The organism is Candidatus Saganbacteria bacterium (assembly GCA_026387835.1).
In the GTDB taxonomy this organism is placed as follows: Bacteria; Margulisbacteria; WOR-1; order JAKLHX01; family JAKLHX01; genus JAPLKZ01.
In genome coordinates, this window is sequence record JAPLKZ010000011.1 from 42,354 (window position 1) to 57,844 (window position 15,491).

The 15,491-nt window shown below is 46.1% G+C and carries 9 protein-coding genes; 1 reads left to right on the top strand and 8 read right to left on the bottom strand.

The annotated features are described in order from the left end of the window. Window positions 1-5: 5 nt before the first annotated feature. The 8 genes from NTZ10_06030 to NTZ10_06065 form a co-directional block, all read right to left on the bottom strand. Window positions 6-2,684, bottom strand: a complete 2,679-nt coding sequence (locus NTZ10_06030) for a hypothetical protein (protein MCX5749782.1) — start codon at window positions 2,682-2,684, stop codon at window positions 6-8. A gap of 245 nt (window positions 2,685-2,929) precedes the next feature. Continuing rightward, window positions 2,930-3,835, bottom strand: a complete 906-nt coding sequence (locus NTZ10_06035; GenBank protein MCX5749783.1) for a hypothetical protein — start codon at window positions 3,833-3,835, stop codon at window positions 2,930-2,932. A gap of 16 nt (window positions 3,836-3,851) precedes the next feature. Then, on the bottom strand, window positions 3,852-4,718 hold the full coding sequence (locus NTZ10_06040; protein ID MCX5749784.1) for a hypothetical protein: 867 nt from the start codon (window positions 4,716-4,718) through the stop codon (window positions 3,852-3,854). Between the two features lie 170 nt (window positions 4,719-4,888). Beyond that, window positions 4,889-6,838 carry a hypothetical protein gene (locus NTZ10_06045; GenBank protein ID MCX5749785.1) on the bottom strand — a complete coding sequence of 650 codons (1,950 nt, stop codon included), beginning with the start codon at window positions 6,836-6,838 and terminating at the stop codon, window positions 4,889-4,891. A gap of 181 nt (window positions 6,839-7,019) precedes the next feature. Further along, window positions 7,020-8,426, bottom strand: coding sequence for an NDP-sugar synthase (locus NTZ10_06050; GenBank protein ID MCX5749786.1), 1,407 nt, complete (start codon window positions 8,424-8,426; stop codon window positions 7,020-7,022). Continuing rightward, window positions 8,423-9,649, bottom strand: coding sequence for a UDP-N-acetylglucosamine 2-epimerase (non-hydrolyzing) (wecB, locus tag NTZ10_06055; protein ID MCX5749787.1), 1,227 nt, complete (start codon window positions 9,647-9,649; stop codon window positions 8,423-8,425). The genes NTZ10_06050 and wecB overlap by 4 nt, the downstream gene beginning before the upstream one ends. 3 nt (window positions 9,650-9,652) lie before the next feature. Beyond that, entirely contained in the window at window positions 9,653-12,175 is a 2,523-nt protein-coding gene (locus NTZ10_06060) for a UDP-N-acetylglucosamine 2-epimerase (protein MCX5749788.1), read from the bottom strand. 152 nt (window positions 12,176-12,327) lie between these two features. Continuing rightward, a complete protein-coding gene (locus tag NTZ10_06065) occupies window positions 12,328-13,173 on the bottom strand; it encodes a glycosyltransferase family 2 protein (GenBank protein ID MCX5749789.1) in 846 nt (281 codons plus the stop codon). Window positions 13,174-13,292: 119 nt separating this feature from the next. On the opposite strand from NTZ10_06065, the gene NTZ10_06070 reads away from it, so the two are divergent. Beyond that, window positions 13,293-15,488: a hypothetical protein gene (locus tag NTZ10_06070; protein ID MCX5749790.1), complete on the top strand. Its 2,196-nt coding sequence runs from the start codon at window positions 13,293-13,295 to the stop codon at window positions 15,486-15,488. Window positions 15,489-15,491 lie beyond the last annotated feature (3 nt).

The window sequence follows — 15,491 nt, forward strand, 5'->3', positions numbered from 1 at the left end:
ATATACTACCTTTGAGGATCATAAAACGGATTTCGTACCACAGCTTCAGATCCTTCCACCGGAGCCCTGTCCACCCTGTCTACGGTCAGTGACGGCTCTATTGTTTCGATGGTCACTAAAACATTTTGAAGGTTCAACTTGACAAGTTGTGGGGACTTTGCGGCTTTGGCGGTAAAATATTCAAGTCGGTCCTTCCTCCTGAAGTTGGTTATGTTTTCAGTGGTGCAGCGGTCGATCAGATCGAGATAGCATTCCCTGAGCTCATTTAGTGACAATTCGTAATTGGGATTTGCGGCCGCGCTCTCGATTTCCTGTATCGTTCTTAATACATCAAACTCGTGCATAAGTATTAGGGCCCTCATGTTCGTTAGCCAATTTGCTTCGCATGAATCCTGAGTACGAGGGTCGGGTGTGCCGAAGTAATTGTTCTGCCTGCTGCTGAACCATGTCCAAACCGCCCCGAGCTCATTTGTCGGATTGTGCCCAATACTTGCATAATGTTGATTGATTAAAGCGCGCCCTTCACCTTCCACGTACGGATAGAGGACCTCAAAATATCTGTAAAGGTGGCCTATAAGGATGTTATATTGAACTTCTAATTCTTGCCTTGCCGGAGCCCGGCCATTTAAAGCCGCGGCCCAGTTTTTAAAACTTTCATATGCAACCAGCGCCGGCCTGGCAAGGAGTTCCTGCTTTTTATTTTCAGCAGCCGTATCGATCTCAAATGTCCTTTTTATCTGGTTGATCTCTTCTCCTTCCGGCTTAAGTTCAGGCATTGTTATGACCGGCAAGCTTCTTCTTCCGTAGAACCTATGCAGCACACGGGACGGATCATTAAGCCTTGGATTTATGATAGGATTGTTGATCAATACCTGCGGCGAACGGCAGGTTCCGCCGATTTTGAGCAATTCCTCGTCGGTCGCATGGACCAGATTTTCCCTGTCAAGACACCTTCCGATATCTTGTTGCGCTCCGATGGCCGATCCGGTCTGGTGCGCGTCCTGCCACCTTGCCTTATAAAGCAAGTACATCTGCAGCAATCCGGCCGGACCGCTTATATATGCAAGATTGTTCCAGAATTCAGGCTGGCACAGGCTGGACGCGAGAGTGAAAACATGGGCTGCTGACAGCGAATACATCATTAACAGGTAGTTTGATTGTGCCGCCTTGGACGCGCTGGTCATGGAATGCACCAGCCTGTTGGCAAGACGGCTCGGCACATTTCTTGCCGCCGACAGGCGGCTGTTATCGGATGCCTTTATCTTGCCAAGGACCCAGGACGAGAACCCCGTGATCCCGGCGGCTTCAAGAAATGTCTTTGTGTTCTCACCCGCAAGGGTGAGAATAGGGCTGAGCTGGCCGTTATTTTCTCTGGCCCAGAGGCCAAGGCCGACCGCGTCGAGGCCTATCAACCACGGGTAAAGCCTTGTCCCCAGTGTATACGCTTTATACATGAACCCGTTTGGATCGGCCTTTTTCAGCCTGCCGATAGAAATAAAGGAAAGAGCGGTAAGGGTCGCCATCCAGGAAGCCGCGAACCATTCGGTGTTCTTGTAATCGACAAAACCTTTCATGACCTCTTTGGCGCCTTCCCATGTTTTCGTGCCTGCGGGCAGGGAAGAAAATATGGCTCCGATCCCGGCCAGCTGAACATATTTTGAAAACTTTATAAGGCGGTTATTGGCCGCTGCTCCGAGTTTCGAGGTGATGGTCCTGCTGTTTGATGCCAGCTTGTCGAGAATAAAGCCGCCCAATAAAGCTGCCGAACCGGCTTTGCCGACATTTGAGCCCCAGATGGCGCTCAAAGGCGAGTTGATATATTGGTCATACAAATAGTTCATATAATCATAGCCCACTCCGGTATTGTGATACAGGAGGCCCATTCCCGTTATAATAGAGGTCCAGCCGAGAGCCTCAAATATTTTCATGCCTGTGCTGTCAAGCCATCTCAAGCTACTCGGAAGCGCTTCGGATGTGTAAAGTGTGCTGGCGGATTTCAAATAATACTTCATTTTCAATAAGGTGCTGGCGACCGCTGTTGTCCCAAAAGATGCCATCAGTATGCCCAGCTTTCCTTCGGCTGTTCCCCATGAAAGCTTGATGGCATCCCATTTTGATGTCCAAAGCTCTTTTCCGTAATCAGAGTTTGCCAATATGCCTGCTATGCCTAACGTGGTAAATGAATCTGCCAGGCTTTTTATCTCGGTGCCGGGCTTAAGCCGGTTTACAAGTTTTAGCGCAAGTCCGGCGGCGGCTTCGGACAGAGCTACCGTAAAGGGAGTGAATAGTTCAGTATTAAAATATTGGTTTAGGTCATTACAATAATACATGCCGGCTGCCATTCCAGCAGCTGCAACTCCGTACGAACAGGCGGATCTATACCAGTTCCTGTCCCTTAACGGCTGGGCAAATATAGTAGAAACATCAGGTAAAGTAATGCCGACCCTTAAAAGCTTATCAGGCGTTATTGTGCTGGAAAGAAGAGAAGCATCGAGTGTCGTGAGATTAAGAGTGGTTGGCGTACCTGCAGGCAGGAGCCTGTTTCTAGTCAGGGCCGTGATTGTTGCAGCATGTTGAGCTTGAGGTATCGTGCGCAAATGATTAGCAAGGCATGTTCTATTGGCGTATCCCAAAGTGCCCATAACTTTGTCTGAGATCTTAAATCTTAAAGTTCCTGCCGCCATAATGAAAACCTCTTTATACTTCTATCCCCCTGCATATATTTATCGATAAAAACTAATACAAATTCCACTAAAAGGCCTATATATACGCATATTAGTTTTATATATCTCGAGAGGTTTTTTGGGGAATTTCACCGAATTTGAGGGAAATAGGAAAGATCAGGCACATGGTCTACACCCCCTCAGAGGGGTAGTACGTATCAGATATCTTCATGAGACGAGCCCGAAATCACTTTTATATAATTCAGTCACCTTACAAAAAGTTTTGCCCATTGTATATCCAATAGTCCGATCACTACAGAAAGATATTTATAAGCTAATTCCGTATTTCTTTTCTTGAGAAACGTCTTTCCCGCTTTTGTGGGGTCTTTCGGGATTTCAGTCTTAGACAGACCGTAAAATTTTGGCACAAATACTTTTCGGTTGATCCATGCAAGGAAAGTAATACTTGCAGGGAAAGAATGCGGCCTAAATCTTAATAGTGCTTGCTGAATATTTCCGCCTTTCCAAAGCCTAATAATAGAAAAGATATCCGAGAGCGGCGCCGTAAACGATATCTCAGCCTTTTTTGTCGGGAACCCCTTGTCCAGCAAACACGAGCTTATGGCTATCTCCAACTTGTTTCGCTTAACTCCTATGAATAATGCATGATTCATATAGGGCCCTTCCATTGTTTCGCCAAATAAAGTGATGCCTGACAGATCTATTAAACACGGAAATTCACGTAATTTCCAGATATCTTCCACCATACCTTCCGGTAAAGCGGATTTTACTTTGACAAACGGAGAAGCCGGATCGATCTGTGGAGTCAAAGAAAGAAGCTTTCCATCTACTTCAATACCAATATCCCTTGGATATAGCGGATTTTGAACCCATACATCCCGAGATTTTCCGCCCTCATGATGAACTTGATCTTTAAGCCAGTAAGAAGCCTCAAAGCAATCGAAGCCGGGATAATATCGGCCATCTCGCATTTCTCTTTGAACGCTGCCAATAAGAGCCAGCTTCATAAGTCTTTGTTCTCTTAGAGGAGATATTATTATGCCCGGCATTTTGAACCACGAAGAATAACCGTATTCATTCTGAGGGAACAATAGTCTCCCCTTTGCTAGAATGTTGTCAATCCTTGCTGATCGCATATTTATCCTGCCCAAAAAAGCGTGAAATGTCTTATGAAATCCATCCCGCGATTTTGCGCCCAATCAATATCGATATTGCGTTTGAAGCCAAAAATATTGCAGGAAGCTGCCATTTGAGCTCATCGGGCGTCCAGTCGTTGGTAGCCGACAGAATGAATATATCCGCCAAGGAATTAACGATTGCAAATCCGACTATATGTTTGGCGCTATCGTCATACCGTGCGAATCTGTCTGCCATAAGAGCCGTTGATAGTAATATTTTGGCGCCAATCCATCTTGACTGAGGAATTGCGCAAAAAATGAAAAACGGGTTACTTGTTGAAAAAAAAGAGCCAAAATGAGCGCCGAATTTGTATTGGTCGCGCCCAAAGAAATAATAAGATGTTCCTACCATAGCGATATTAAGCAAATGGGGGAGCGCTATATACGCAATATACGAAACCCCACACAAACAATCAAGTATTTTTGTGCCGATACTTTCAGGCGCTTGCGTTAATTTATCAGGAGACTTGATTTTATGTAAATCATTTTGTGCTTGCATTTGGTTAATCAAACGAAATGTTGTGTCAATAGTCCTCGTAGTAGCTATCCGAAATAATGATGCTATTTGTTCAGGCGGGGTTCCTTTAGGGATCTCCATTTCATTGACTCCCGCTTTCCCGAGCAGTTTTGAATATAAAGGCAAGCAAACAGTTGTTTCCGAAAGCTGTGTTTGCGCCGTAATCCCGGTTTGTGAGGCCCTTATAGTAACATCATTGTTTTGAGCCAGCATCCCTATTTCTCTGCCAAATGATCTATGCACTAGCGGGTGAATAAATCTATTAGCCAGTAATCCTATCCTGGTGATGCTCCTGTAGTCGGGGTCTATTTTTACAGTTAGCCTGGTCGATGGTACCATGTTAATATCTCCTTTGCGGGCCTGATGCCTTTATTCGGACATTTATCTATCGGCACCATTTTCGTGAAATTTCAGTTGATTTGATCTGTGTTTAGAAAAGTATGGGGACATGGCAACCCTCTCGGGTCGGGAATAATCACGACTCGCCGCGATATTACCAACACAAAAACTTACTCTAATTTCGCTGCCAATTCAGAATTGATTTTCTGCAATTCCTGAAGGATCTCCTGTCTTTTTGCGGCGGGATGTGCAGCCAGAATATCAACAGCAAATTTAATGTCGCTTGAAGTATATTCATGATGTGAAGTTTCTGGTATAGGAGGACAAACTTCTTTAGTCCTTTTGTTAACATCATCCTCCATATAGGCACTCTCATCATAGACTTGATAGACTCCCGGGGAGACAATTACCCTAGATTTTGAGGTTGATCCAGAAATTATTTTTGCGACAACAATACTGTCTTTGCTTGATAAAGGATTATTCAAAACACTTAATAGAACACCAGCAGACTTACTATCGGCCAAAGCTGTTAAATCTGCTTCGGACAAGAGCCCTCTTTTATTTAGATTGTCATAAGCTAGTCGGGCTGTAAAATCATTTGCCTCGTTCTTTGCAAGGGCCATTAAAACATCCTTGTTTGTTAGTGGATTTTCCGCAACTCGGCTTGGAACAGAAAGAGATTTGCTGCCGGCCAAAACAGTTAAATCGGCCTCAGTCAAGAGCCCTCTTTTTTCCAAAACTTCATAAGCACGTTGTGCCCCTGCATAATCCTCCCCCTTTGCAAGAACCATTAAGATATCTTTGTTAGCTACGAGTAGTTTTTGAACAAAGGCAAATCGGGCATCCGACAAAACACTTAAATCGGCTTTAGTCAAGAGCCCTCTTCTATCTAGATTGTCATAAGCTCTTACTGCCACCTCTCCGCTTGTTGCACTTTTTGCCAGGAGCATTAAAGCATCTTTGTTTGTCTGGGGATTTTCCGCAACTCGTTCTTGAACACTCACATTGGGACTGCCAGCTAAAGCCGTTAAATCGGCTTCGGACAAGAGCCCTCTTTTGTCCAAACTTTCATAAGCTTGTCTGGCTATGTAACCATGTACTACTTGGCTCTTTGCAACGACCATTAAAGTATCTTTGTTTGTTAAAGGATTATCTAAAACTCTTGATTGAACAGAGCCAAACCGACTACCGGCCAAAACAGTTAAATCAGCTTCAGTCAAGAGCCCTTTTCTTTTTAGATTGTCATAAGCTCCAAGTATCATCTGTCCACTGTAGTCCGGCCTATCAATGGGAGATGATGTCCATGTGGTAGCCAAAAGAGACAATTGCTTGGCAGATAACGCGAGAATGTATTTTTCCAGACCGTGAAACCCGCATGGGTTAAAAAGGCCATAAATGGCAAACTGGAAATTATCTGGCAGACTGGAGTTAAATAAAAATTCCCCAAGAGATTTATATTGAGCAAGTGCACGTTGCAGAATTTCCCTGTGCACGGACAGTTTCCGATTCCCATATCGTATCAAGTCTATAAGCCCGACGGAGAGTAAAGGCAAAGAAGATAAGCCCATCACTTTTAAAAAGTTAAAATAATTACCATTTGCATTGTTAATGGCGCAAGCGAATATGAATAATGTCAGGGAACAGCATAATCCAACAACATATCCCTTATGTTTATAAGGATCCATAGGTTCGTAAGGCTCCGCATGTGCATAAAACTCTTTCCACGTGAATGGCATCCTCGCGCCGCCCCCTTCGATATTAAACGACACAGGCACATCCGCCAGTAATCTTTCAGAAGCCGGATACGGCCTTGTCGTTAAGGTCTTAAACATCCCGCTAAGCGTATCAACGGATATTCCTTTTGGGATATCTATTCCTGTTATCCCCGCCCTTGCAAGCAATCCTGAATAAAGAGGATTTGAAAGCTCTGCTTCTCCGAGCGGTGACTTTGCAACTAAGTTCGCGCCTTGAAATTTTAGAGCGACGTCGCTTTGACGCGACAGGATGCCGACTTCTCTTGCGAAAGAACCCGCCACCAGCGGATGCGCGATCCTTGTTCGTAAGCCGTTAAAATGTCCGAGCCTGACCTGTGAACGATCTATTGTTGCCGATATGGCCATGTTAATTTCCTCCTTCTTCCTTGGTGAATATCTATCGAGCGGATATTATGGAAATTTCAGGCAATTTTCATTTATGGAATTTATCTCTGTCAAGCGGAAGAAATACTTACGGCTTCATATCAAAATGTATCTTAAGTCCCAAGGCCTTTTTCGATGCGCGACAGCCCAACCCGGCCTATTTTTACTCTACAGAAAATACTCTATCGCCCCCCCGCGCTCTCTTTATTGAGATATCAGGGTTCATGCCGATAGGCGATATCACAGTGTGGCCGTCCGGAGCCATAAAAGCTATGCTGTCACGGACAGTCAAATTATGAGGTATCGTCCCGCTGGCAAGAATACTTCTTTCAAGCTTTGCTCCCGTGTCTCCCGTGCCGAGCAGCACCCTTGTCCGGTCGCATTCGCCTATTCCGTCACCTTTCAGGCCGAAATGATACGCTGTTTCAAGTATGACCGCAGACCTTACCTCAGCGTTCGCTCCGACAATAGCATGGCTCGCGATAGAAGCTCTTTCGATACGAACGCCGGGCCCGATAACCGCTCCCGCACCTATATAATAAGGCGCGATCAAAGTTGCGGTTTTATCGACTTTTGCGGTGGGATCTATGAAAGCGATCTTTTTGGATGTGACCAAATTATTTTCAGAAGAAGCCAATTTTATCCACATGGACCTGTCAAAGTATCCGTCCAGGGTATCCATTATAGCCAGCCATAGCTTGCCCAGGTCGCCCACGTCTATCCAATAGTTGGCAGGCGGCAGTATCACTCCCTGGAAATTGAGCCTCTTTTCTATCGCGAAGGGAAAGACATGACGGGCAAAATCCTTGAAATCATCTTCCTTCCCTGCTTTCATTTGTTCTTTCCATATGTCATATAGGTCCCTTATGAATTTTCCTTTCATGACCCCGATAGAGGTGTCATTAAGATTACTGCAGCATGTGTCGACGGGTATCTTTTCCTTGAAGCATACTACTTTATGGGACATAAAGGGTGTGCTTCGGGCAATAAACCCGTCAATCTCGTGCCCATATAGTTTTAAATATTTTTCATAATCTTCAAAAGACTCCTTCGGCGCCCTGTCACGCTTCTGCGGCATATTTTCCAGACGGACGGTGCCGTATTTAGGGACCTCTTTCCAGGGGACGGCATTAAAGAGTTCCGTAATATCCGCCCCTGTCCGGCGGTGTGTCTCAAGCAATTTTGCAAGATCAGCATCACAGAGTATATCGCCGCATGTCACTACCAGGTCATCTTCATCCTGTATGCCTGCCTTTTCCACGGCCAGTTTGACCGTATCTCCCATTGTTCCGTGCATTGCATCCTGGTTATGGAGCTTGATGAGATCCGGTAATTTTACGATATTTTCGTAATAAGATCTTATTGTGTCGGGATGGTTCCACAGGTTTATAAGTATCGGAGATACCTCCTTGAGTCTTTGCAGCTCAAGTACAGTATGGTGCATTACCGGGGTGTCTAATATCGGGAACCTGGGTTTTGCCATAGGCCACTTGTTGATCTCGGTGGTCAGACTTCCGACCCTATTGCCCAACCCCGCAGAGAGCACGATCGCCATAACCCTTCCGCTCATAACTTTTCTCCTTTCATATGACGATGAAAAATGAATTTTTTCGGTTCTTCGCCGGTAAAATCGAACATGTAAAGAAAAGCCCTGTAGATCCTCTCTGATGCCTTGCCGTCCCCGTATGGATTTGACTGGACCGCCATCCCATTATAAAAACTTCGGTCTGTTAACAATCTTTTCGCGTCTCTATAGATGTCCGAAGGATCGGTCCCTGTAAGCCTGGCATTGTTGCTCCAAATAGCTTCGGGCCTTTCCGTAGTATCCCTGAGTATCAGCACGGGGACCCCGAAAGACGGCGCTTCTTCCACGATGCCGCCGGAATCCGTCATGATAAAATAGCAGGACCTCATCACATGCAGCATCGTCAGATAATCTAACGGTTCTATCAGCCTTACATTGTGAAAATTATGCAGATCACTCTTCCGGAGAGCTTCTTTTACTGCCGGGCTCGGATGGACAGGGAAAATGATATTCACTTTATCAGGATTATTTTCGGCTAAACGTCCGATAGAATTGAACATCTTCACCATTTGTCTGCCCTGGTTCTCTCTCCTGTGCAGGGTCACCAGTATATTTTTTCTGGCCGGGTCTATCAGTTCAGAGACCGCGGGCGGCGCTTCCGTTCCTTTAAGGACCATTTTGACCGCGTCTGTTACCGTGTTGCCGGTGACCAGGATCCTTTCTTTCGGCACGCCGCAGTTGATCAGGTTTTTTGCCGCTGTTTTGGTCGGGGCAAAGTTAAATGAAGCTATGGGGGAGACCATCCTCCTGCAAAACTCTTCCGGAAAAGGGGACAGGAGATCGTTGCTTCTAAGCCCGGCTTCGATATGGCTTACCGGGACCTTGTGAAAAGACGCGGCAACGGAAGCCGCGAGCGTGCTGACAGTGTCTCCCTGCACGATGACCATATCCGGCATCATCCTCTCAAAGAACCTTCCCAGCGAATCGGTCATTATTGCAAACGAAGAGTGAAGTCCTTTGTTCTTGAATTTAGGCAGATAGGAAATGAAACGACCGGTTATGCCGAAAGACGCGATGGCAGAATCAGCGATCTCTCTGTGCTGCCCGGTCAAGAGCAATAAAGACTTGAAATATGAACAATCCGGAGCAGTTAACCGTTTCAGTACAGGAGCTATTTTAATGATCTCCGGCCTTGTCCCCGCGACAAAGCACAAGGTCCTTGGCACGAAGGGCCGGCTTGCGGTAGGATCGTGTTCTATTTTTATCATATATCAAATTATCATTTTGGTTTCTTCGACCGCGGTCTTGGCCTTGCCCTTAAGCATATTAAAATAAAGATGAAGAGCCTGCATGGCGAACATAGTACACCAGGAGTTGCAGTGATTTATCTCTTCCCCTTTAGCGCCGAATCCGTATACAAAGCCTCCTTTTATCCTTCTGTTGCCCGAATTGTTATAAAAAAGCAGAAGTTTATTAGCAAGCAGGTGAATTCTATTCTCATCGATTGTATGCGGCTGATGCAGATTTATAAGGCAGGCAAGCCTCAGCGCCTGGGCAAGGGTATCGCTCCTTTCGGAATAGGAAACTCCGCATTCCGAGAAAGCCTGCGGAATGCCGCCGGTCGTTTGGTTCTGTATGTCAAATATCCATTTTACCGCTCTGACAGCCGACCCCATATATCGTTCAGTTTTTCTTGGATCTGTTTTTTTTAAGTGCAATGCGGCATATAAAAGGCCTTCCGCCGTATAGCAGTGAGGGTGGAGCTGCGTGGATTTAGATGTTCCGCGCTCTGACATATTTGTAAAAAATCTTCCGCTGGCGTCCTGGTCCTCGACCGCATTGTCACAAAGGGAAACAGCCATCTTCATGGCAAGAGAGTTCCCTGTTTCGCGGGAATATTTTAATAGCGGCATGGCAAGCTTAGCGTGGTAAGATCCCGAAAACATGGACCAGTTCAGGCGGGGAATACTCACGCCCTCCGCGCGCACGGTGTCAAAAAACGCCAAGAGACTGCCATCCCTTCTTCGCATTTTCATAAGGAAATAAAAGATATTTTCGGCCATCTCGGCAAACCTTTTGTTACCCGTGATCGAGAACATATTCATGAGCCCGTCCATTATCATACCGTTGTCGAATGTATAAAGAAGGTCGTTAAGAGGATTTCCCGCTCTATCCTGATCGGGGTATAATCTTGACGGAAAAGCGATGCAGGCGCCTTCGGCAGGCGTAGATTCAATAGACAAAGAATTCCTTTCCAGCCAGTTAAACGCTGCCAACGAATGCGAATAGATTTTTTCCGGTAAATGGATCGTTTTTGACAGCTGATGATGTTTAGCGATATTTGCAAGTGCTGTCAGGCCATAGCCGGTTATTTCAGGATATATGAACGAGTACCTGTTGATCGCAGGATCAAGATAGGCAAAAAAACCGCCGCGAAAGAGACGACTGCTAGAGCGCGACTGGATCCCGGAATCAAGCAGCCAACTTTCTGTTCCGAGATGACATCTTTTGAATTTTGACAGATACGATTGTTGCGGCACCGATCTAACGGCTTTCCAGCGGACCCCGCCGTATTTTTTTAACGGATTAGGGGCATCAGCTCTCAAAGCCAGACAACGATCGCCATGGGAAAGAAATCTCTCACCGGGCCGGAGGACAGCGGCTATTTTTTCTAATATTCCGGCTGAGGCCGAGCCGTCCCCGAAGATCCGGGACGCGACAGAATAACTTGCCAGCTTCTTCCGGTCTCTCGCAAGTTCGGACATGACACGGAACAAGTTTTCCCAGTTCGATATACTTCCGAAACAGAGATTTGGCAGGGTGGTTTTCTGCGGAATTTCAACACTGTTGGCAAAGACCATGGGCTTACCCAAATGAGCCGTTTCGATCTGCATGTTCTGCGAATCCGAGACTATGAAACTGCAGTATCTCATCATGTGGGTAAAATTCCTGTAAGAGTAAGGAGACTGTATGATCACGTTGTCGAGCGATCCCAGGATGGACGATGCGGCTCTATGCAATGTCGATATTTCCGGCAGAGATAGAACAACGTTATGATCTGCAAAGTTATGGGCAAAGGCCTTTAGCGCAAAAAGGAAATATTTGAACGGATCGCCAAAGTTATCGGGGTTCTTGATGCTTACCAGCACGAACCTTTTATCCAAAAGTTTTTTATCAATATATCTAGTCACCTTTTTTCCCGCAATGGCCAGGGCATCAACGATCGTGCTGCCGGCGAAAATCACTTTTGAGGGATCGCGTGTGTCCGGCTGAAGCCCTTCCGGCGTGGTTGTGGGGCAGAATTGTAAAAAGGCGGTATCTTCGATCGTTCTTCTGGCAAATATCCTTGTGAGCGAGCTCGACATCATCATACTGCAGTAATTTCTAATATGGACAGCGGGTATGCCGCTGTATTTAGAAAACAAGGCTCCGGAAAATGCCACGTTCGAGTCGCCATGCAATAAAATGATGTCCGTATCGGAGCCCGACAAAACCGAATTAAGATTTTTTAATGTCCCGCTGACCAATGATGCCTGAGATATTGCGCGGCCGCCTAAATGAAAATCCCTGTCAAAATCTTTTATACCGAAAAGGCGCAAATATGATTCAATCCCGGTATCTGTACCGGAATTGATCAGGGTCATCTGAAACATCCCGGGATTCTTTCTTGCGGCCGCAATTACCGGTCCGAGGCCGATCACATCCCGCCTTGACCCCATGACCGCGCTGATCCTTATCGGTCTAGGAGCGACAAGGCTGACCGGCAGATTTTTCGATGCAAAATGTGTTCCCATATTTAATTCGCGCTTCCATTAGTTTATCGTCACATTTACCACGAAATTTCACTTATTATTAATATATTTAAAATCGACGGCAAATATGAGAAGCCGATATTTTTCGGCGGAATTTTACGGCAGAGGACAATTTGCGCTAAACATATTTATTTTTACCGCCTATTACTTGCTTTTTTCAAACCTTTATGTTGTTTTACTGTTGTTAAGATGCTCATCAGCATTTTATAGCCGTCATTCAACGGATTTACTTTTGAGTGTATATCGTTATCCCATGATACCGGCGATTCCGTGATCTTAAATCCCAGCTTGTGAGCGATATAAAGGACCTCGACATCAAACCCCCAGCCGTTCACGGTCTGCCGCGCGAAAACTTCTTTTACTGCCAGCCGAGTTAAACATTTGAAACCGCATTGCGTGTCGCGGATGTTGAGCCCGGTCGCAAATATCGCGGTCTCACTGAAAAGCCAGTCTAAAAGTTCCCTGTAAAAAGGCTGGTGACGTAAAATGTTTGACTGCGGCAGCATCCTTGAACCGATCACGATGTCGGACCCGGCATCAAAACACGGGATAAAATTTTGCATCTCGCCTATCTTGGTCGCATTGTCCGCGTCCATGAAAAGCGCAAGATCGCTTTTTGTCCGGAGCATGCCCTCCCTGACAGAAAATCCCTTCCCCATATTGGACCTGGGCCCCGTGATCTGCACGCGGCCGCTTCCCGCGAAGGAAGAGACGATGTCGGATGTCCTGTCAGTGCTGCCGTCGTCGACTACCAATATATCGGCAATGCTTAACCCCGCGCATGAAAAGCCGAGGATACTTTCGATGGTCGGGCCTATACGTTTTGCCTCGTTGAATGCCGGGATAACGACAGAGAGAGAAAATGACCTGTCCATCGGCTTTGCCACTGCAGGTCCGGGAATTTGCGCAGGACGAAATCCGGTCAATGCCGACCTTATGCGAACAGACAGATGTTTTTCGCTATTTACCGATAATCCCATATTAATATCTTTACAAACAACAGCTCGGGCTTCCCATGCTTATTGCTTGTTCCCATCTGCATAGTTGTCGCCGGTATTTTAAGGAAATTTCACCCATTTTGCTAAGGCGTTATAGTAAAATGTCATTAATGAGACCGATCGACCTCAATGGTCAGTGGCAGTTCATAAAAGACCCGAAAGACATCGGCGAGAGTGAAGGTTATTTCAGGTCCCCGCAAAAATTCAAAAAAGCCAAAAAGATCAGTGTCCCGTCAAACTGGGAGACCGCTGGGATAGAAAACTACAGCGGGACTGTGTGGTTTTACAGAGAAATCGATAAGGTGGATATTTCTGATGATGAAGACGCGATCCTCCATTTCATGGGAGCGGACTATTTTTGTAAAGTCTGGCTGAACGGAGAATATTTAGGGGAACACGAAGGATATTTTCAGCCGTTTGAATTCGATGTTGCGGACAAGGCCGGCAAAAAAACCAAAAACATTCTGATCGTAAAAGTATCTTCGCCTGCGGAAAAGACAGGAAAGGACGATTGGCCGCACAAAAAAAAACTTATCAAGGGAGTATTTGGCCATCACGATGTCAGGCCAGGGGCCTGGTCTGAAAAGCTTGGGCAGTCCCATGGTACCGGAGGTATATGGAACGATGTCTCTATTTCAATACTTCCGAAGGTAAGGATCTCAGGAATAAAAGTCAGTCCGGTACTTAAAGATAATTATAAAACTGCCGAATTAGACGTTGAAATATTTATTGAAAATAAGTCAAATAACGATATTTCTGCAAAGGTTGAGTTAGAAATATCCTACTGGCTTTTGACGTCCGACAAACAGCCTTCGCCCGTAAAAAAAATTGAACTGGACGCCGCCGTACTGCCGGGTGTAAATGTCTGCAAGACAAAAATTGAGATAAGAAATCCGTTCTTATGGTGGCCGTGGGACCACGGCGAGCAGAACCTGTATGTAATGAACGCAAAACTGTTTGTCCCGTCCGCCGGACAGCCGGTATCGGAGGCCGTCCAGAGGTTCGGGATCAGGGAAATAAAGATATCGGAAAAAGATAAAGGATGGATACTCAACGGCAGAAAAATATTTATCAGGGGATCGAACATCATCCCCGAGGAATATCTTTCTACTTATACGGCTGAACGCATAAAAAAGGATGTCGGGATCATCAAGGACGCGAACTGCAATGCGGTAAGGGTCCATGCTCATATAAACAGGAAGGAATTATATGACGCGCTTGACGAGGCCGGAATAATGGTATGGCAGGATTTTCCGCTCCAGTGGGAATACGTGGACACCCGGGAATTCATCGAAGAAGCGTGCAGGCAGATAAAAGACATGGTAAATCTTCTTCACAATAATCCGTGTGTCATGCTCTGGTGCTGCCACAATGAACCGGTCGTCACGGGAAAGGCCATCGATTCCGCCCTGTATCAGGCCGTGAAAGAAGAAGACCGGACAAGAATAACAATAAAGGCGTCCGATTTTCACGAGCACCCGTATCCCGGATGGTTCTGGGGGCACTACCGGTATTATTTCGCTCTTCCCGGCAAGCCTTTCCCGACGGAATTCGGCGCGCAGGCGCTGCCCGGGATCGATACATTAAAAAAAATGTTCGAAAAAAAGGATCTCTGGCCGCCAAAATGGGGCATATGGGCGTACAGGGATTTTGTCTACGAGCAGACGTTCCATATCGCCGGCGTCAGACGCGGTAAAAGCATAAATGAATTCATAAAAAACAGCCAGGCTTACCAGTCCGGCCTGATAAAATACGCGGTCGAAAGATACCGCCAGCACAAAGGAAGCGAGATATCCGGAATGTTCCATTTCATGCTGCTCGAGCCGTGGCCGGCCGTCTCATACTCAGTGACGGACTATTTCAGGAACCCCAAAAAAGGTTTTTTCACTCTTAAGACATGTTTCCAGCCGGTGCTTGTCATCGCGTCGCTCCAGAGGAGGACTTTCGGGCCGGGGAACAGGATCGAAGGCCAGTTCTGGGTCGTGAACGACTATTTCAGGGATTTTTACGGCGCAAAGCTGGCGATCTCCGTCAAAAGAGGCGGTAAGGTATTAATAAGATATAGTAATGTAATGATAGATATCGAAAGGGACACTTGCAAGGAGATAACAAATATTGTATATTCAAATACAAAAGGACTGGAACTGCCTTCATCCGCCAAAGAAGGTCCGTGCGAAATGGTGATGGAGGTTTATGATGCTTTTGGCGCTTTTCTCTCGGCCAATACGGAAGAGCTGATCCTGGAAAAAATCCCAAAAGAGATTAAACAGTTCAACGCAGAATTTATATGGGAGTGATTT